This is a genomic window from Spirosoma agri (genome assembly GCF_010747415.1).
GTDB lineage: Bacteria > Bacteroidota > Bacteroidia > Cytophagales > Spirosomataceae > Spirosoma > Spirosoma agri.
Map to the genome: position 1 here is coordinate 1088955 of NZ_JAAGNZ010000001.1, position 17661 is coordinate 1106615.

Annotated in this window: 13 protein-coding genes and 1 pseudogene; 7 read left to right on the top strand and 7 right to left on the bottom strand. The window is 50.2% G+C overall.

The genetic code is table 11. From position 1 onward, the window contains the following. Positions 1-162: 162 nt before the first annotated feature. From ileS to GK091_RS04565, 4 genes are all read right to left on the bottom strand, one after another. Positions 163-3600, bottom strand: a complete 3438-nt coding sequence (gene ileS, locus GK091_RS04550; RefSeq protein WP_164035421.1) for an isoleucine--tRNA ligase — start codon at positions 3598-3600, stop codon at positions 163-165. 456 nt (positions 3601-4056) lie between these two features. Beyond that, entirely contained in the window at positions 4057-4608 is a 552-nt protein-coding gene (locus GK091_RS04555) for an RNA polymerase sigma factor (protein ID WP_164035422.1), read from the bottom strand. Between the two features lie 294 nt (positions 4609-4902). Then, complete coding sequence (locus GK091_RS04560) at positions 4903-5739, bottom strand: sugar phosphate isomerase/epimerase family protein (RefSeq protein WP_164035423.1); 837 nt, start codon at positions 5737-5739, stop codon at positions 4903-4905. A gap of 81 nt (positions 5740-5820) precedes the next feature. Continuing rightward, entirely contained in the window at positions 5821-7365 is a 1545-nt protein-coding gene (locus tag GK091_RS04565) for a TolB family protein (RefSeq protein ID WP_246202142.1), read from the bottom strand. 165 nt (positions 7366-7530) lie between these two features. On the opposite strand from GK091_RS04565, the gene GK091_RS04570 reads away from it, so the two are divergent. Then, a complete protein-coding gene (locus tag GK091_RS04570; RefSeq protein ID WP_164035424.1) occupies positions 7531-7836 on the top strand; it encodes a hypothetical protein in 306 nt (101 codons plus the stop codon). A gap of 24 nt (positions 7837-7860) precedes the next feature. Here GK091_RS04570 and GK091_RS04575 read toward each other — a convergent pair. Beyond that, positions 7861-8022 (bottom strand): annotated as a pseudogene (locus GK091_RS04575) (DNA-binding response regulator); the annotation flags it as partial. A 143-nt stretch (positions 8023-8165) separates the two neighbouring features. Here GK091_RS04575 and GK091_RS04580 point away from each other — a divergent pair. Continuing rightward, complete coding sequence (locus tag GK091_RS04580; protein WP_164035426.1) at positions 8166-8654, top strand: GtrA family protein; 489 nt, start codon at positions 8166-8168, stop codon at positions 8652-8654. Between the two features lie 41 nt (positions 8655-8695). On the opposite strand, the gene GK091_RS04585 is transcribed toward GK091_RS04580, so the two are convergent. Together GK091_RS04585 and GK091_RS04590 are read right to left on the bottom strand one after the other, a co-directional pair. Further along, positions 8696-9310, bottom strand: coding sequence for a hypothetical protein (locus tag GK091_RS04585; RefSeq protein ID WP_164035427.1), 615 nt, complete (start codon positions 9308-9310; stop codon positions 8696-8698). Positions 9311-9482: 172 nt separating this feature from the next. Then, on the bottom strand, positions 9483-9812 hold the full coding sequence (locus GK091_RS04590; RefSeq protein ID WP_164035428.1) for an ArsR/SmtB family transcription factor: 330 nt from the start codon (positions 9810-9812) through the stop codon (positions 9483-9485). Between the two features lie 212 nt (positions 9813-10024). On the opposite strand from GK091_RS04590, the gene GK091_RS04595 reads away from it, so the two are divergent. The 5 genes from GK091_RS04595 to GK091_RS04615 all read left to right on the top strand — a co-directional run bounded on the left by GK091_RS04595 (position 10025) and on the right by GK091_RS04615 (position 17653). Beyond that, a complete protein-coding gene (locus GK091_RS04595) occupies positions 10025-11107 on the top strand; it encodes an efflux RND transporter periplasmic adaptor subunit (RefSeq protein WP_164035429.1) in 1083 nt (360 codons plus the stop codon). 53 nt (positions 11108-11160) lie between these two features. Further along, the gene (locus GK091_RS04600) at positions 11161-14250 is read left to right on the top strand and encodes an efflux RND transporter permease subunit (protein ID WP_164035430.1); all 3090 of its coding nucleotides are present in this window, start codon (positions 11161-11163) and stop codon (positions 14248-14250) included. Positions 14251-14255: 5 nt separating this feature from the next. Then, positions 14256-15593: a TolC family protein gene (locus GK091_RS04605; protein WP_164035431.1), complete on the top strand. Its 1338-nt coding sequence runs from the start codon at positions 14256-14258 to the stop codon at positions 15591-15593. A 345-nt stretch (positions 15594-15938) separates the two neighbouring features. Continuing rightward, complete coding sequence (locus GK091_RS04610; RefSeq protein WP_164035432.1) at positions 15939-16406, top strand: hypothetical protein; 468 nt, start codon at positions 15939-15941, stop codon at positions 16404-16406. A gap of 446 nt (positions 16407-16852) precedes the next feature. Beyond that, positions 16853-17653, top strand: coding sequence for an FkbM family methyltransferase (locus GK091_RS04615; protein ID WP_164035433.1), 801 nt, complete (start codon positions 16853-16855; stop codon positions 17651-17653). Positions 17654-17661 lie beyond the last annotated feature (8 nt).

Consider the following 17661-nt stretch of genomic DNA (forward strand, 5'->3'; position numbering starts at 1 on the left):
CTTTTTCCAGGCCATCGTTATCGATAGTACAATGGCATATCATTAAATGGGCATTACGTTACCTAAATAGTCGTTATAAATGTATCTAATTAAACAAAAAAGGTCACCTTGTGTAAGGCAACCTTTTTTATTGAAACTATCTGTTTAATCCGTCTGATCGGCCTACGCGCGATCTACCTTGATGCGAAGCTGGAATTCATCCATGTCAATTTCCGTAGCCGATCCATTTAAATCACTGACCAGATCAAGCGAAACCGCCTGAACTTCCTGCTGGATATACTCCCGATTCGTTTCGATGGCGGCTACTAATAACTCGTCGTTACGGTCCAGCGAGATTCGGATTTTATCCGTCACCAAAAAATCGCGGTCTTTACGCAGATTTTGAATCCGATTCACAAAATCGCGGGCGATACCTTCCCGGCGTAGGTCGTCCGTTACGTTCACATCCAGCGCAACCGTCAGTCCGCCTTCGCTTGCCACGAGCCAGCCCGGAATGTCTTCCGTCAGAATCTCAACGTCGGCCAGCGAAATGGTGCCAACGGCCAATGGCCAGGTGCCCGTCGTTTCCAGTTGCTTCAGTTCCTCGTCGGTCATTGCGGTGATCGAAGCCGCAACGTCCTTCATCTGCTTGCCGAATTTCGGGCCGAGGGCTTTAAAATTTGGCTTCACTTTCTTTTTAAGGATACCACTGGCATCGTCGACAAACTCGACCGCTTTTACATTCACTTCCGACATAATGATCGGGGTGACGTGCTCGATTTGTCGGCGAGTGTCGGTATTAAGCACCGGGATCAACACGCGGCTCAGCGGTTGCCGAACTTTCAGTTTGTGCCCTTTGCGCAATGAGTGAACCAGCGACGATACGTCCTGTGCCAGTTCCATCGATATTTCCAGTTCCGTATCGAGTAGATTTTGCTCCGCTACCGGGAAGTCGGTCAGATGGACGGATGTCGTGCCACCGGTCAGGTTACGATACAGCCAATCGGCGTAAAAGGGTGCAATCGGCGACATCAGTTTCGACACGGTTGTCAGACATTCGTGCAGCGTTTCGTAGGCAGCGCGTTTGTCGGTTGTCATTTCTCCGGCATCCGATGCTCCGGCCCAGAAACGCCGACGCGATAGACGAACGTACCAGTTCGATAATTGATCGTTGACAAAATCCTGAACCGCCCGACCCGCTTTCGTTGGGTTGTAGTTATCGAACTGCTGACCAACTTCGAGAATCAGCGATTGCAGTTTCGACAGAATCCAGCGATCCAGTTCCGAGCGTTCAGCAACCGGCACCGTTCGCCCGTCAAAAGAGAAGGTGTCCAGATTCGCGTAAAGCGCAAAGAAATTATAGGTGTTGGACAGGGTGCCAAACAGTTTCCGCTGTACTTCTCCAATGCCTTCCGTGTTGAACTTGAGGTTGTCCCACGGTTCGGCGTTGGTGATCATGTACCAGCGCGTCGCATCGGGGCCAAATTGCGCCAGCGTATCAAACGGATTGACCGCGTTGCCAAGCCGCTTCGACATTTTGTTGCCGTTCTTGTCGAGCACCAGACCCGTCGATACCACGTTTTTAAACGCGACCGAATCGAACAGCAGAACCGAAATAGCATGGAGCGTGAAGAACCAGCCGCGTGTCTGATCGACGCCTTCCGAAATAAAATCAGCCGGGAAGGCTTTTTCGAACATCGTCTGATTCTCGAATGGATAGTGCCATTGCGCATACGGCATCGCCCCCGAATCGAACCAAACGTCGATCAGGTCCGATTCCCGTTGCATGACTTTACCGGATTCCGAAACGAAATAGACCTCATCGACGTAGGGCCGGTGAAGGTCATAATTTCCCGCCGACAGTTTTTCCAGGAAAGTACTGTTTTTTGTCCGTTGCTCATCCGTCAGTGCATCGCTGCCCTGTGCTTGTTGAACGTAGCTTGTTAGCTCATCAACCGAACCAATGCACACCTCTTCGCCGGTTTCGCTGCGCCAGATGGGCAGGGGGGTTCCCCAGAATCGGCTGCGGCTCAGGTTCCAGTCAACGAGGTTTTCGAGCCAGTTGCCAAAGCGACCGGTGCCCGTACTTTCGGGTTGCCAGTTGATGGTTTTGTTCAGTTCAACCAACCGGTCTTTCTTCGCTGTCGTGCGGATAAACCAGCTATCGAGCGGGTAATACAGGATTGGTTTATCGGTACGCCAGCAGTGCGGGTACGGGTGTTCGTATTTCTCCACCCGAAACGCTCTGTTTTCCTGCTTCAGTTTGATGGAAATCAGGACATCGGTCGGCTTGAAATCCGGATCGGCGCGTTCCTCATCGGAATAATATTCTTCCTTCACGTACCGACCAGCATAATCCGTGATCTCATTCACAAACTGGCCGTGTTTATCCACAATGGGAACATCTTTCCCGGTCTCATCCTTCACCATGATGGCCGGAATCCCCGCAGCCTGCGCTACCCGAAAGTCATCGGCACCAAACGTGGGCGACGTATGGACAACGCCCGTACCGTCTTCGGTCGTAACGAAATCGCCCAGAATGACCCGGAACGCGTTTCCTTCGGGCTTGACGTACGGCATTAATTGTTCGTATTCAATGCCTTCCAGGTGCTCCCCTTTAAAGCCGGGTATGTCAACAACCGCCCACGGAATGATCTTGTCGTTGGGGAGATAAGCGTCAAACGCGAGACTATTGCTTTCGTGCTGACCTTTTTCATTAAACCAGCGATTCACCAGTGCCTTGGCCAGCACAACATTGATTGGCTGGAATGTGTACTGGTTGAATGTTTTGACCAGTACATAATCGATGTCTTTCCCAACGGTCAGGGCCGAGTTGGCGGGTAGTGTCCAGGGCGTCGTTGTCCAGGCCAGAATGAACAAATCATTCTCGATGCCGTTCGACGCTTCCTGGGCTGAATCGAACAGAAAGAACGATTTGCCCGTACGTTTTACTTTAAACTGGGCGACAATGGTCGTGTCGCGCACGTCTTTGTAGGTGCCGGGCATATTTAGCTCGTGGGAGCTTAGGCCCGTACCCGCCTTCGGTGAGTAGGGTTGGATGGTATAGCCTTTGTACAGCATTTTTTTACCATCCACTTCCTGGTCGTACAGCCGTTTGAGCAGATACCACACCGATTCGATGTATTCGTTTTTATAGGTAACGTACGGATTGTCGAGGTCAACCCAGTAGCCCATTTTCTGGGTCAGGTCGTTCCACTGGTCGGTGAAGCGCATGACCGTTTCACGGCATTTGCGGTTGTATTCTTCAACGCTGATACCGCCTTCCGATTCGGGCTTGCCGATATCATCTTTGGTGATGCCCAGTTCTTTTTCGACCTGCAATTCGATGGGGAGACCATGTGTATCCCAGCCGCCTTTGCGATCGACCTGAAAGCCCTTCAACGTTTTATACCGGCAAAAAATATCCTTGATTGTCCGGGCCATAACGTGGTGAATACCCGGTGCTCCATTGGCTGAAGGAGGACCTTCATAGAACGTAAACGTATCGCTGCCCTTCCGGTTGGAGACAGACTGCTCGAAAACCTGATTCTGGTTCCAATACGTTAAAACCTCGGCTGCGATCTTCGCGTAATCGAGGGACTCATATTGCTGATACTTCACGCCTTGAGTAATCGTATGGCACGATCTCTCCGTTCGTCAGGAGTTGCCGTGCGGTTAAAAAATAATTGGCAAAGATACGGAAATTTAGGGCATAGGGTGATTCATCCATCCGCTCCTATTTGTGGTTATCTTTGTCTAGAGGCTGAACAACGTTTATCGTTTACAACGTTCAGAAGCCCTGTCGATAAATATCGTGACTCACTACCTCGTTCAGTCGAAGCCCAGTACTCTACCAAAATAAGGGATAGCGGGTTTGGCCGGTCCAGGCTGGAGTTTGGACTTAACTTAACCTGGTGAAGCGCTGGTCTGTTGCGTTCGAAACGCAAAAGGCCCAACCATAGTGGTTGAGCCTTGAGCAGTTCTGGGTTAGTAGAGGTATTTCTATTTTAGAGTAACACCTGATCGATCGGTCACCTTTTCTGCCTAAAAAATCACATAAAAAATTTAAGCCGCTGATTAACTGTTGTATTGTTGTTCATAAAGCCGATGAATCTTGTCCCGGCTGCGCTTGAGCCGCATTTTGACCGCGCTGGCTTTCATATCGTACATATCGGCGATCTGATCGATACTCATTCCGTCTTCGTATTTAAGGCGCAGAAAGGTAGTTTCCTCTTTAGACAGGGTGTCCATGGCCCGTTTTACGAGATGCAGCGTTTCTTCGTGGAGCGCCGAATCCTGCGTATCAGCCACATTGAAGTCATCATCGTCATCGATGGAAACCGTATTCAGACGCTTGGCCAGCCGAATCTGATCCAGGCAGTAATTATAGGCAATGGAATAAAGCCAGGTCGAGAAGCGGGCGCGTTCCTGAAAATGATCCAGTTTGTCAAATACTTTCAGAAAGATGTCGTGAGTGAAGTCTTCCGCCTTGGCTGAGTCCTTCGTAATGGACAAACAGCGACGATAAACTTTATTGACGTACCGAGTATAAAGTGTCTCAAAGCACTCACTAGGCTGATTGGGCAAGTATAAACGAATTACAGTTTCGTCGGTTATTGAAGCGTGCATAATGCTCTACCAAAGCAGCTCAGGTTGTCGTTTAATGTAATAAATAAACATATTGACTGCTTGCTTTACTTTAGACTATAAAAAGTCAATATAGACACGAAAAATATATTAAATGGTGTATTTGTAACTATAAATAGACGGAATACTTTTACTGGTAGACTATATTGTAGATAAAATGGTTATTAACGATCGGATCAATTGAAACTAAGTAGTCTGTTTGGGTAGGAATTCTTTAGGTTTAAAAATACCGCTTTCCCTCACCGACGGGCCGGTGAGGGAAGGCAAGGGTATGTATCAATACGTAAGTTTCGCCAGATAATCATAATCATACTTGGCACTCTCCATCGCAGTTTTCGGGTACTCTTCCTGCTCGACAAAGAAGAATTTCATGCCCGATTTATCGATGTTCTGCAGCATACTTTTGATGTTGATCTGCCCTTTGCCAAACTCCGTGCTTTCCTTTTTTACTTTGTCCATGTCTTTAAGGTGCCAGAGCGGAAAACGACCCGGAAATTTTTTGAAATACGTCAGCGGATCATTACCCGTGACAATAACCCAGCCGAGATCCATCTCCATTTTCACCAGATTCGGATCGGTACGTTCCAGCAGGATGTCATACAGCACTTTGCCGTCTACTTTCTCAAATTCGTACTCGTGGTTATGATAGCCGAAGACCAGATTGGCTTTTTTACAGGCTTCGGCGGCTTTGGAAAACGTATCGGCACAGCGTTGGTAGTTGGCAATCGTTTGGCCCTCCGATGGTAGTGATGAGCAGACAAGGTATGATTGCCCAGCTTCAGCAGCCATGTCGATCGATTTCTGCCAATCCTTGTCGATATGCACGTGTCCACTGCGCACAGTCATGCCCAGATCGCCCGCAATTTTTTTGATCTCTTTAGGCTGAAGGCCGTAGAAATTACCCTTGTCGCTGCGGGCCGATTCGAGCTGCTTATAACCAATTTTGGCCAGTTGCTTCAGGGTTCCTGTAGCATCGGCCAGCATCTCTTTCCGGACGGTATAGAGCTGAATACCAACATTGCTTACCTTGGCTGCCTTTGCCAGCGTTGGGAGCAAAACGGCACCCGCTGCCAGATAGCCTGATGTTTTAATAAATGCACGTCTTGTTTTCATTCGACTCGATAAGGTTAATGGATTTCTGTTCGGAGCTATAACCCGAAAATCTGCACAATATACCCTATCGGCGTGAATGGATTAGTTTTCCGCTATCTCCGCAGGGCTCAGCGTGCTCACATCCGTATTGCTGATAAATGCGATCCGTTTGCTGTCGGGCGACCACGAAGGAGTATTGATAGAGCCCTGACCGCCGTATACATACGCGATAACGGTTGGTGCTCCGCCCTGGATGGGCATCAGACGCAGGTACACGTGTTTGAAGGCCGGATGATCGCCCGCTGCCACTTCGTCCTTGAGGAACGATAGGAAAACGATCCATTTGCCATCCGGCGAAATGTGCGGAAACCAGTCGTGGAATTCGCCATTGGTAACGGCCTCCTGCTGGCTTCCGTCCGGTTTCATACGCCAGATTTGCATGGTGCCGGTCCGGTTCGAATTGAAGTAGATGTGGCTGCCGTCGGGCGTGTATTCCGGACCATCATCGAGTCCTCTGGCATCGGTCAGCCTGATTTCGGGACCACCATCGGCGGGTATCTTGTAGACATCATACTCGTTGTTTCGCGCCCCGCAGAAAACCAGGCTCTGCCCGTCGGGCGACCAACCGTGCAAATACGACGGGCCTTTGGGTGTGATCTGTTTGGGCGTTCCACCCGTAACGGGGACGGTATAAATAATCGATCCGCCTAGCTCATCGACACCGCTGCTCAGGCCCAGTGTTTTGCCATCGAACGACAATACGTGGTCGTTGTTATTGTTCTTGACCTCGCCGGTATTGAGTACTTTCTGCTGGCGGCTGCCCAGATCAAAGCTATAAATAAATCCTTGCCCGTTGTAAATCAGCGTTTTGCCGTCGTTTGTCCAGTTAGGGGCCTGAATGGAGTTGGGAGCCGTATGAATAACGTCACGCTTGCCGGTCATGACATCAAGTAGTTCCAGGCGGCTTCCAAGGTCCATCCTGCCGGGCGTCGCATCGACTTTAACCGGAACCGTAATTCGCACGTCCTGAAACATACAGGTCGTTTGCTGTTTTCTGGCGAGTGCCGTGACGAATAAACCGACATAGAGTTCGTCACCCAGGTTGATATCGGAAACCTCCCTGACCTGAAACGGTTCGCCGAAGCGGGCTGCCCGGAGTGTGTATGTGTTGCCGCGTCGTTCCAGTTGAATAATGTCGGCATCGGTGAGTGTCGTGCGGTTTTCGTTGATCGATTCTCCGGCGGTTTGGCGAACATACAGCGAAGTGGCCCCTTTGCTGTTTACCGCAGCACGTACGTACGGAGCGTTCGGCTCCAGGCTGGTTCGGGCCATCCAGCCGATTTGATGCACAGCATCGCTCGTTGACCGATGAGCGCGCGTGTAGACGATAAAGTCACCTTTAATGCGTTTCCACAGAAAATGCGATTCGTCCTGAGTAGTCCCCATACTGCTTAGTTCATACGCCTGCGTTGACGCCGTATAGCGAGCGGGCATGGACTGAGTCGCGGTGCCGATCTGGTTATCCCCATCGAAGATTCCGACGGATTTCTGCTGGGCATACGTGTCCATACAGATACTCATGATCAGGCTGGTCAGGCCAGTTATGGATAGGATAGTTGTCCGGTAGAATCGGTTATGTGCAAGCATAGGGGAGAGCGAAAACGCGTCAATAACTCTCGTGAAAGACAGTAGTCGACAAAGTTTACTTTCTGTTTATCGTCGGCCTAAACTGTTACCTCTATCCGTTAGTTCATAAGACACGAATCGGTGCTGTTCAGGCAAAACGATTTACTCAACTAACTATCTTTTCGTATGCGTTCGATCTTATTCTTCCTGTCTGTTGGTTTGTATAGCTCAGTTTGTCTGGGTCAAGTTGATATGGATACGACCAAAGCTCCCCGCGAACCTTCGCCGACAACGCGCGTGGCAATCCCCGGTGTTGATACGCCACTGTCGGGGCCGGGAACGATGATGCAGTCAACACCCGATCCCACGGCGGTCGTTCAGCCGCAGGATAACCGCAGAAAACGGAAAAACAAAACCGTCCCACCAACTGATCCCAGAGCGTTTGGCGTTGGTGTACCAATTGGCAAGACCAAAAAAGATTCGTTACGGTAAATCCACGAAACGAACCTTGTCTGACTAACTGCCCGTCCAGATGTTAAAATCGCTGACCTTTTCGCGGCTGACTGGCACTTCTTTAACAAAAATGGGTAATTCCTTCAGGGCGAGCTGATTGTCAAAATAAGACTGCATCTGATCGACGGCCTGGTGCATGACCAGAATGCCCCGGTTGATTCGAAAGAATCGATCGGGGCATTCTAGTTGTCAGCGAGTCTGGTAAGGTACAAGGCGATGAACGTTGCTGAACCGATGCGCGGTTTACAGAACGGCATAAAAGCACAGTGCGCTTTTATCTATCTTTGCCGCTTCATTAAAAGTACGTTATGAATAGCCAACTATTCAACAGGAGAGATCTGATTGCTTATTTTATTGTCGCTGCTATTGGTGCGTCATTACAGCTTATAGTAGGTACTTTACTTCAGGAATGGTTTCCCGTCACCTATGAGCAAGCCCTGCTCGCCGGTTATGTAGCCGCCTTTTTGATTGGTTTTTATCTGACTAAACTCTTTGCGTTCAACGCCAAAAATTCGGCCAAGACCAGACGGGAAGCGGCTAAATTCACGCTCGTTTCTATACTATCCTGCCTGATAACCGTTTATGGCTCTTCGTTGCTCTACGAATACTCCGTTAGCGTCATGCCCGCGATCACGTTTACGATTCCTTCGTCCACAAAGGTGGTGAATGTCAATAAACTAGTGTCGCATACAACGGGTATGGGCCTGAGCTTTGTCAGCAATTATATTCTGCACAAACGATTCACTTTCCGCGATACGGGCTTCTATGACAAACTAAAGCGGCTGCTAAATTTGTAGTGACTGCCGGTTGAAGCCCGGACAGTTCCCGCTAAGATCCGTCATCTGGTTCCAAACGAATAGTTGACTCCAACCTGGGCTTGTAGTAGGCTGTTTCCCGAGACTGCATACTCCCGGTTAGGGTTGATGACATCCTGCCAGTTAAGCGCAATATCAGCGCGTAGGGCCGACGATAGGCCGACACTCAAACCGGCGGTCAACGAACGCGCGTGGATATTGAGCGTACTATGACCGCTATAAATCCGCGTTCCGGATGAACCTGAACTAACGCTGGCGTTTTCTCCCGAATACGTGTACTGCCCAAACCGATACGAGCCTGCTATAAAGGGCGACAACCGGGTTCGGGTCAGGTGGTAACGCAAGGCGGGACCGACCGAAATCGTGTTGGTTACGATATTCTTCTGAGACCATTCCAGGCTCTGGCCTGCCGACAAACCCAGCATCAGCTTGTCCGCAATGAAATAGCCACCATGAAGCTGATTGCTCAGATTACGCGCTAAAAAAGTAGCCTTCGAGTAACCGCTCTGGATGCCGATCTGCCACGTTTTTCGCGCAAATGGCTTTGCCGAAAGCTGAGTCTCCTCCTTTTGAGCAACGCGTTGAGCTTGACCGAAAGCAGGGAATAAGACCACGCAGAGGAGTAAGGCTGTTTTCATGGACTAGGTCATTTTCCTGAAAACGGGAAACCTCTACGGTGCGTATGGGTCAGTTTTATAAATTCCGAATTATTTACTGGGAGGTAATAGCCTGCGCAAATGCCTGAACGGCAAATGAGTAAATCAACGTTTACAAGTAGTCTTGACCTATTATAGGTTCTGACAGAAAACCTTATTTTTCCTGGATTACCATTGTTTCGTCGGCTGCTTTCAACACCGAATCCAGTAATCCCGGAAACTTCGTTTCCAGCTCGTGCGACCGTAACGACGTCAGGCTCTGTGTCCCTTCGGTTCGTATCTGAACAATGCCCGCTTCGCGCAATACACGCAGGTGATGGGACATGGTCGATTTGGCAACGGGTGTTGGAATGGCACCGCAGGGTTGCTCACAGGTAAGTTTGGCCAGACACTGTACGAAATTCAGCCGCACCGGATCACTCAGTGCGTGCAGCAAACCGGTCAATGTAATCTGGTCAATGGTGGGATGCTGGTACTGTTTCATAAGGCTGGTTTGTCCAATTCTTGCTCATTTACCGGCTTCCGAGAAAAAGAAGTAGCTACAGCAATTGCTACTACAACGATCAGATCGATAAAAAAAATTCACTGTTTTTTTCAAACGCTGGAACCCGGAGCGCGCCAATGCTTGTTCGATGGCCATAAAACAACTATAGTTCGATACTTGTAGAACATTAAAACTATACAGCCTCGTTCCCAATGAAAACGCTCAAAAATCGAACAAAAACGTTCATCGCTGGCATCGTTGCGCTAACGGTCGCCTTTTTTCTCATCACCCCAAAAATCTTCTCCAATAAGCCGGAGCCATCCAACACGGAGGCAACCGCAGCCGCAACGGAAAGCAAAGTCGCGACCGACGTTTTTGTCGTGAAACGTGAAACCGTTACCGATGAACTTCAGACTACCGGAACCATTGCCGCCAATCAGGAAGTCGATCTGGTGAGTGAAGTAGCGCGTAAACTCGTTCGGGCCTACGCTCGTGAGGGGAGTTATGTTGGCCAGGGTACGTTACTGTTCAAACTGGATGACGCCGATCTACTGGCTAAAAAGCGGAAAATTGCCCTTCAGGAAAAACTGGCGAAACTGGACGAAAAACGGTTCCGGGAACTACTGTCAACCGAAGCGGTCAATCAGCAGGAATACGACAAGATTCTGACCAACCTGAATGTATTAGAGGCCGAACTGGCAATGGTTGACGTCGAGCTGGCTAAAACCGAAATCCGGGCACCGTTTGCGGGTCGGCTCGGCCTCAAACGCGTCGATGTTGGCGCGTATGTGACCCCCGCCACCGTGCTCAGTTCGTTTGATGATGTGAGCCGCGTGGAGGTCAACTTCACCATTCCCGAAAAGTATGCATCCGATGTTCGGCCGGGCCAGTCGATCCGTTTCATGACCGAAAATAGCAATCGTCCATTCGTTGGCAACGTCACGGCAACCGAACCAAAGCTGGAAGCCAATACGCGAAGCCTGCTGGTGAAAGCCGTTAGTGATAACCGTAGCGGTAAACTCGTGCCGGGTTCGTCGGCCAGGATTTCCTTCGCGCTGCATGTGGCTCAGGATGGTATTTTAATTCCAACGGAAGCGCTGATTCCTAATGCCAAAGGCTATTCGCTGTTCCGGCTCAATCATGGCAAAGCCGAACGGCGGGATGTGAAAACCGGCAGCCGCACCAAAGGGACCGTGCAGATTCTGGATGGTTTGTCAATCGGTGATACGGTGCTGACTACCAATTTATTGCGGCTCGATACAGGCGTTCCCGTAACCGCTTCTACCACCAATTAGGCTTCTATCCACACCACCTTCTCGTTCACAATTGTCCCAAAATTTACCCAATCATGAGTTTGTCGGGAATTAGTATTCAGCGGCCAGTGCTGGCCGGAGTACTGTCTGTATTGATTATTCTGTTTGGTTTCGTTGGGCTCGCCTATCTGGGAATTCGGGAATATCCCGTCACTGATTCGCCTATCGTTACCGTTACCACAACCTATCCGGGAGCGAGCCCGGACGTTATTGCCTACCAGATTACCAAACCGCTGGAAGAGTCGATCGGGGAGGCCAATGGCATTCGAACCATCTCGTCGGTTTCGCGCGAAGCGGCCAGTGTGATCACGATTGAGTTTAATCTTGATGCCGATCTGGAAGCTGCCGCTAACGACGTTCGCGACAAAGTGACGAAAGCCCGGCGGTTGCTGCCCGGTGATGTCGATCCGCCCATCGTCGAAAAAGCCAACAGTGGCGACATCGTGATATTCATGGCTGTGGAAAGCAAGACCAGGAGCATTCTGGAAGTCAGTAATATGGCGTCTACGATCATCAAAGAGCGTATGCAGACCATTCCGGGCGTCAAACGGGTGGGTATTGCCGGTGAGAAAAAATATGCGATGCGCCTGCGGATCGACCCGGCCAAACTAGCCGCTTACCAATTGACACCGTCGGATATTGAGCAGGCGCTGCGGAAAGAGAACGTAGATCTACCATCCGGCCGTATTGAGGGCGATCGTAACGAACTGACCGTCCGGACGCTGGGTCGGCTGACGAAAGAGGCCGATTTCAACAACATGATCGTCAAGCAGGAGGGGACTAGCATTATCCGGTTCAAGAATATTGGTTACGCTGAACTGGGTGCTGAAAACGAACGAACGGCCATCCTGAATAGTCTGAAAGGTAATTCGCCAGCCATTGGTGTCTTCGTCGAACCACAACGCGGTGCCAATGCCGTTGCCATCGCCGATGAATTCTACCGCCGGTTAAAAGAACTCCGCAAAGAAATTCCAGCCGAGTATGAGCTAACCATCGGGAAGGATTTTACGGAGCCAATCCGCGATTCGATCTCCGAAGTTGAAGAAACCCTGTTCATCGCGTTCGCGCTCGTTATCCTGATCCTGTTCCTGTTTCTGCGCGACTGGCGTTCGACCATTATTCCGGTGGTGGCAATTCCGGTGTCGATCGTGTCGGCCTTTTTCATCATGTACGTGGCCGGTTATTCGATTAATATCCTGACGCTGTTGGCCCTAGTGCTGGCCATCGGGCTGGTGGTCGACGATGCCATTGTGGTCCTGGAAAATATCTACGCCAAAGTCGAAGAAGGCATGTCGCCGTTGCAGGCTGCGTTCAAGGGATCGTCGGAAATCTACTTCGCCGTTATCTCCACAACGATTACGCTGGCCGCGGTCTTTCTACCTATTCTTTTCCTCCCAGGCGTCACTGGAAAACTCTTTCAGGAATTTGCGGTCGTGGTTGCCGGATCGGTCATCGTATCGGCCTTTGTGGCGTTGACGCTTTCGCCCATGATGAGCGCGTATCTGCTGAAGCGGCATACCAAACCAAACTGGCTATACCGCACAACGGAGCCCTATTTCGTGGCTTTAAACCGTGGGTATGAAACGTCGCTGAGCTGGTTCCTGCGCTACCGCTGGGTTGCCTTCCCGACGCTGATCATTACGTTTGGCCTGATCTATCTGATCGGGAAACAGCTTCCGTCTGAATTGGCCCCGCTGGAAGACCGATCGCAGATCAGTCTGGCCGTTGTTGCGCCGGAAGGGTCGTCGTACGAATACACGGAGAAATACATGAACGAAATCGCCAAATTCTCGGTCGATTCCACGCAGGGTTTGTTCCAGACATATTCCATTCTGGCGTTGACCTTTGGCCCGCCCGCTCCGGTGAATATGGCCATTCAAAATACCTTCCTCAAAAAGGCCGATGACCGCACGACCACGCAGGCGGATGTGTTCAATGCTTATTCCCGGAATGCGCAAAATTTCAGGGGTGTGATGGTGTTTCCGGTGCAGCCCCCAACGATCGGGAGTCGCTTTGGACAGGCTCAGCCCGTTCAGTATGTATTGCAGGGGACAAACCTGGCGGCTATCACGGCGGTATTACCGAAGTTCATGGACGAAGCCCGCAACAGCCCGATTCTCCGTTTCGCCGACTCCGATCTGAAAGTGAACAAACCCGAACTGGTGCTCCAGATAAACCGGGACAAAGCCGCTGAATTGGGTATCTCCGTCGCCGAAATTGCCCGTAGTCTGCAACTGGCACTGAGTGGCCAGCGGTACGGTTATTTTATCTTCAACGACCGGCAGTACGAGGTGATCGGACAGTTGCAGAAACAGGATCGCGATACGCCCTACGACCTCAAGTCCATGTACGTGCGTACTCGAACGGGTGATGTGGTCTCGCTGGACAACCTGGTTTCGTTCAAGGAAAGCATTAGTCCGGCGGCTATCTATCGGTATGACCAGGCAATCTCGGCGACTGTTTCTGCGGGGTTAGCACCGGGAAAGACCATTGGCGACGGCGTGGCCGAGATGAACCGGATTGCCAAAAAAGTGCTGCCGCCGACCATCAAAACGGCATTGGCGGGCGAATCGAGGGATTTTGCCGAAAGCTCGTCGAGTCTGCTCTTTGCGTTTGTCTTCGCGCTGGTGTTGATCTATCTGATTCTGGCCGCTCAGTTTGAAAGCCTGATCGATCCGTTTATTATTCTGCTCACGGTGCCGATGGCCATGACGGGGGCGCTTCTCAGCCTGTGGCTTTTCGGTCAGACGCTGAATATTTTCAGCCAGATCGGGATCATTACGCTGATTGGTCTGATCACGAAAAACGGTATTCTGATCGTTGAATTTGCGAACCAGAGCAAGGAAGCAGGAATGACGACGCTGGAAGCTGCCAAAGCCGCAGCCGCTTCCCGCTTCCGACCCATTCTGATGACGAGTCTGGCCATGATTTTCGGTACGATTCCCATTGCGCTCACGGAAAACAGCCGCAATTCGCTCGGAACCGTGATTGTCGGTGGGTTATTATTCGCGGGTTTACTGACGCTCTATATCATACCCGCCGTGTATTCTTACTTCTCCAGAGTGCCCAAACACGCCGATGCTGACGAATTACAGCCGGTTAACGAAACGAGTCTTAGTCACTAAATTTCATGAGACATCTTATTTATAGTCTGCTGGCTACCCTATTGATCTGGGGTGGTCCGGGGCAGACACTGGCTCAGCGCCAGCTAACGATGGACAATGCCGTTAAGCTCGCACTGGACAAAAATCGGGATATTCAGGTTGCCTCGCTGGAAACGGCCAAGTACGCCCAGAAAGTGGTCGAAGCGCGGAGCTATGCGTTGCCAGCCATTGCGGGATCAGCCCAGTATTTGTATTATTTTAACAAGCAGGTTTCGTTTCTGCCGGGCAGTTTTGTTGGACTCCCCGAAAATCAACTGGCTACGTTCCGTGTTGGCGGTTCGAATGCGCTGGTGGGGGGAATTGCCGCTACGCAACCGCTTTTTCAGGCGGGTATCCGTTCGGGAATTAAAGCGGCACAGATCGATGAAGCGGCCACCAATGAAGCCCTGACCGACGTTCGGGCGGGTGTCGTGACCGATGTGAAAAAAGCCTATCTGGATGTGCTGATCACGCAGGAGCAGCTTCGGTTGCAGCAGCAAAGCATTGCCCGGAACGAACAGGCGTTGAAAGATTCACGGTCGTTGCTGGCGCAGGGACGAGCCTCGCGCGTGGATACATTACGGGCCTTCGTGACGGTCGAAAATCTCCGCCCAACCTTGATCCAACTGACAAACCGGATCGGAATAACCAAAACGGTTCTAAAGCGGACTATGGGTCTGGACGAGCAGGAAACGATCGAGTTACAGGATTCACTACGTTTTGATGACGCTTTATTCATCGCACCTGGTGCAGACGCTTTTCAGGATGCCGTCCAGGCCCGTCCCGAAGTACGCCGGCTGGCATTGATCGAACAATTGAACCGCGAACAGGTGGCCATACAATCCGCTGAACGGCAACCCAAGCTGTCGGCTATCGGGCTGGTTCAGTCCCAATCACAGGCCAATAATTTCCGGGTAGATGAGTACAGATGGCCGGTGAGTTCGTATATGGGCCTACAGCTAACCGTTCCCATTTTTACGGGTTTTCGGACGAATTCACGAATTCAGCAGGCACAAATTACGCGTCAGCAAACCGAAACGCAGGTTGCGAATTTGAAGGAGATTGTACGGGCGCAGGTAAAAATTGGGCTGGCGAATGTGGAGGAAGCACGTCTTCGTATCGAAACTCAGCGGCAAACCATTGGCGTCGCCGAATTAGGCTACCGCATCACCCGCGATCGCTGGAAACAGGGTATTGCCTCCCGGCTTGATCTGTCCGACGCTGAACTTTTGCTGACACAGGCCAAATCGAATTATCTACAGGCGGTTTATGACTACCTCACCGCTACCGTCAATCTGGATAGAGTGATGGGCCGAATCAAGTGATTGTATACCCCTGGCCCCTCTCTTGGAATGGGAGAGGGGCCAGGGGCGGTCCAACGGGTCGTGAGGATAAGGTTGTATGTTTCCCTGAATGTTGTCATTTACGACTCAATAAAGGTGAGAACGACTCTGGGTAGTTTTGAACCAATAACAGGCGTTTTGGATGATCATAACGCGTTGTCCGCACCATTCGCTGGCCGTTGGAAAAGGTGGTAAAGCGTAGTAAATCGTTTGTAGCGATCAGTTACGGAAACAATCAACCAGTTATAGCGTGCCATTTGCCGGTTACTAAATTCGCTTAGGTTACCCAAGACAGGTTCTGCACTTTTGTTCACCTCTGCAACCATCATGCAAACGATAACCATCCTTCCTCTGCTAATTGCTTTTGGCGCTTTGTCCGTTGGCATGCTTTGTCTGCTTGTTGGCTGGTATTTATGGTACGAAAGCCAGGACCTTCGCAGTGGTGGTCTCACTGTGACGGCTACTATTCTGAAAAAATTCAGGAAAGATGATCAGGGAATAGGGAGAAGTCTGGAAAGCTATTACGCTCAGTGTCAATTTTATGACCCTACGGGGCAGGCGCGTGAGGTTGACGTGTATATGCAGTTGAAACGCTGGTTGCAAATGGATGAGGGTACAACAACGCTGCTGACATACATACCCGACGAGCGGGATGAGCCGTTACTTGGTTCGCGCTTCAACTGGCAGCTACGGGGTATGATTGGCCTTGGGCTGATGGCGCTGGGTATGTGCCTGATTCTTGTCCTGACCGTCGGCGGAATTCAGGAGTGGCTAACGATGAATCGAGCGTTCTGATAGCCAGTATTTTCGCTTTATACGCTTGTTAATTAACGTAATGCAAACACGGATGATCGACTGAGTACCCGCGTTCCGGCTGGTTCGTCCTTTGTCTTTGTTTCGCCGATAGCATTGATCTTTCTTTCCCGCCTTGTTGCGCAATGAACTCGGGACGCCCTTCGATTGCCCCAAGCCTAACGTTTCCGTGAGCCGACACGGTTTTATTTCTCAACGGTATGGATTTTTTTGGCTTATACAACGCCAGCGCCTTACGTACTATCAACAATTGTAAAAATTGCCTTAATGGTGTATTTATAGTAACTTGTAAATGTGATTTATTAATTAATTTGTACTTATTGTTAATATAATTTTGTGGTCAGAGTTGTGGTTTGAAATAGTTGCGGTATTTTTGGGATGTCTGGTTCCATCATGTTCCAGCGAAATATCCATCACTGCAAACTTGTATGATAAAAGCTGCGAACCTCGCTAAAAAAATGTTGGGTATACACCCGCAACAAGGTGTAAAACCGCTTGCCAATTTAGTACATGTGGGTTCTATGTTCCACGGATACCACATTCCTGACCAGTTTTTGACTAGTAAGTCGGTTTGCTATTGCGTTGGCGCTGGCGAGGATGTTTCGTTTGACACAGAATTGAAGGTAATTTACGACGCTCAGGTCTATATTTTTGATCCTACTCCGGAAGGTATCAACCATTTTCAAAAGCTCAAAGACTACACCGTCTCGGGTAAACCGATGACGCTTCACGAAAATGCGCCGTTTACGTATCGGACATCGACGGAGCAGTTAAATGAAATAACGTTTGTGGAAGTAGGCGTGTGGGATAGTAAAACAACGCTTAAGTTTTACGAACCAACGCGAGAAAACTATGCCTCTCACTCGGTGTTTCTGTTTAAAGAGTCAGGCAACTACATCGAAGCGCCGGTTGATCGCCTGAAAAACCTAATGGAAACACTAGGGCACAACAGTGTCGATATCGTCAAACTAGAGATCGAAGGGGCTGAATACACGGTTATCGACACAATCGTGGAGGATCAGTTAGACGTCAAAATCGTACTGGTAGAGTTTGACGAAGTGCACAATTCGACGGATAAGAAATTCCATTTCCGGATCAAACGCGCCTGCGACCAACTGAAGAAAGCAGGGTACGTACTTGTTCATTCGACGGACAGCATGAAACGTACATTTATTAAGAAAGATCTTTACGAACAACTGAAAAAGGCTGAAACAAAGGCAGTCAGCTAAATACAGCG

What these genes read in the sequence shown, in the direction of transcription:
- GK091_RS04555 (WP_164035422.1), bottom strand. Translation starts at nt 4,608, where the DNA reads ATGCACGCTTCAATAACCGACGAAACTGTAATTCGTTTATACTTGCCC.
- GK091_RS04560 (WP_164035423.1), bottom strand. Translation starts at nt 5,739, where the DNA reads ATGAAAACAAGACGTGCATTTATTAAAACATCAGGCTATCTGGCAGCG.
- GK091_RS04565 (WP_246202142.1), bottom strand. Translation starts at nt 7,365, where the DNA reads ATGCTTGCACATAACCGATTCTACCGGACAACTATCCTATCCATAACT.
- GK091_RS04570 (WP_164035424.1), top strand. Translation starts at nt 7,531, where the DNA reads ATGCGTTCGATCTTATTCTTCCTGTCTGTTGGTTTGTATAGCTCAGTT.
- GK091_RS04580 (WP_164035426.1), top strand. Translation starts at nt 8,166, where the DNA reads ATGAATAGCCAACTATTCAACAGGAGAGATCTGATTGCTTATTTTATT.
- GK091_RS04585 (WP_164035427.1), bottom strand. Translation starts at nt 9,310, where the DNA reads ATGAAAACAGCCTTACTCCTCTGCGTGGTCTTATTCCCTGCTTTCGGT.
- GK091_RS04590 (WP_164035428.1), bottom strand. Translation starts at nt 9,812, where the DNA reads ATGAAACAGTACCAGCATCCCACCATTGACCAGATTACATTGACCGGT.
- GK091_RS04595 (WP_164035429.1), top strand. Translation starts at nt 10,025, where the DNA reads ATGAAAACGCTCAAAAATCGAACAAAAACGTTCATCGCTGGCATCGTT.
- GK091_RS04600 (WP_164035430.1), top strand. Translation starts at nt 11,161, where the DNA reads ATGAGTTTGTCGGGAATTAGTATTCAGCGGCCAGTGCTGGCCGGAGTA.
- GK091_RS04605 (WP_164035431.1), top strand. Translation starts at nt 14,256, where the DNA reads ATGAGACATCTTATTTATAGTCTGCTGGCTACCCTATTGATCTGGGGT.
- GK091_RS04610 (WP_164035432.1), top strand. Translation starts at nt 15,939, where the DNA reads ATGCAAACGATAACCATCCTTCCTCTGCTAATTGCTTTTGGCGCTTTG.
- GK091_RS04615 (WP_164035433.1), top strand. Translation starts at nt 16,853, where the DNA reads ATGATAAAAGCTGCGAACCTCGCTAAAAAAATGTTGGGTATACACCCG.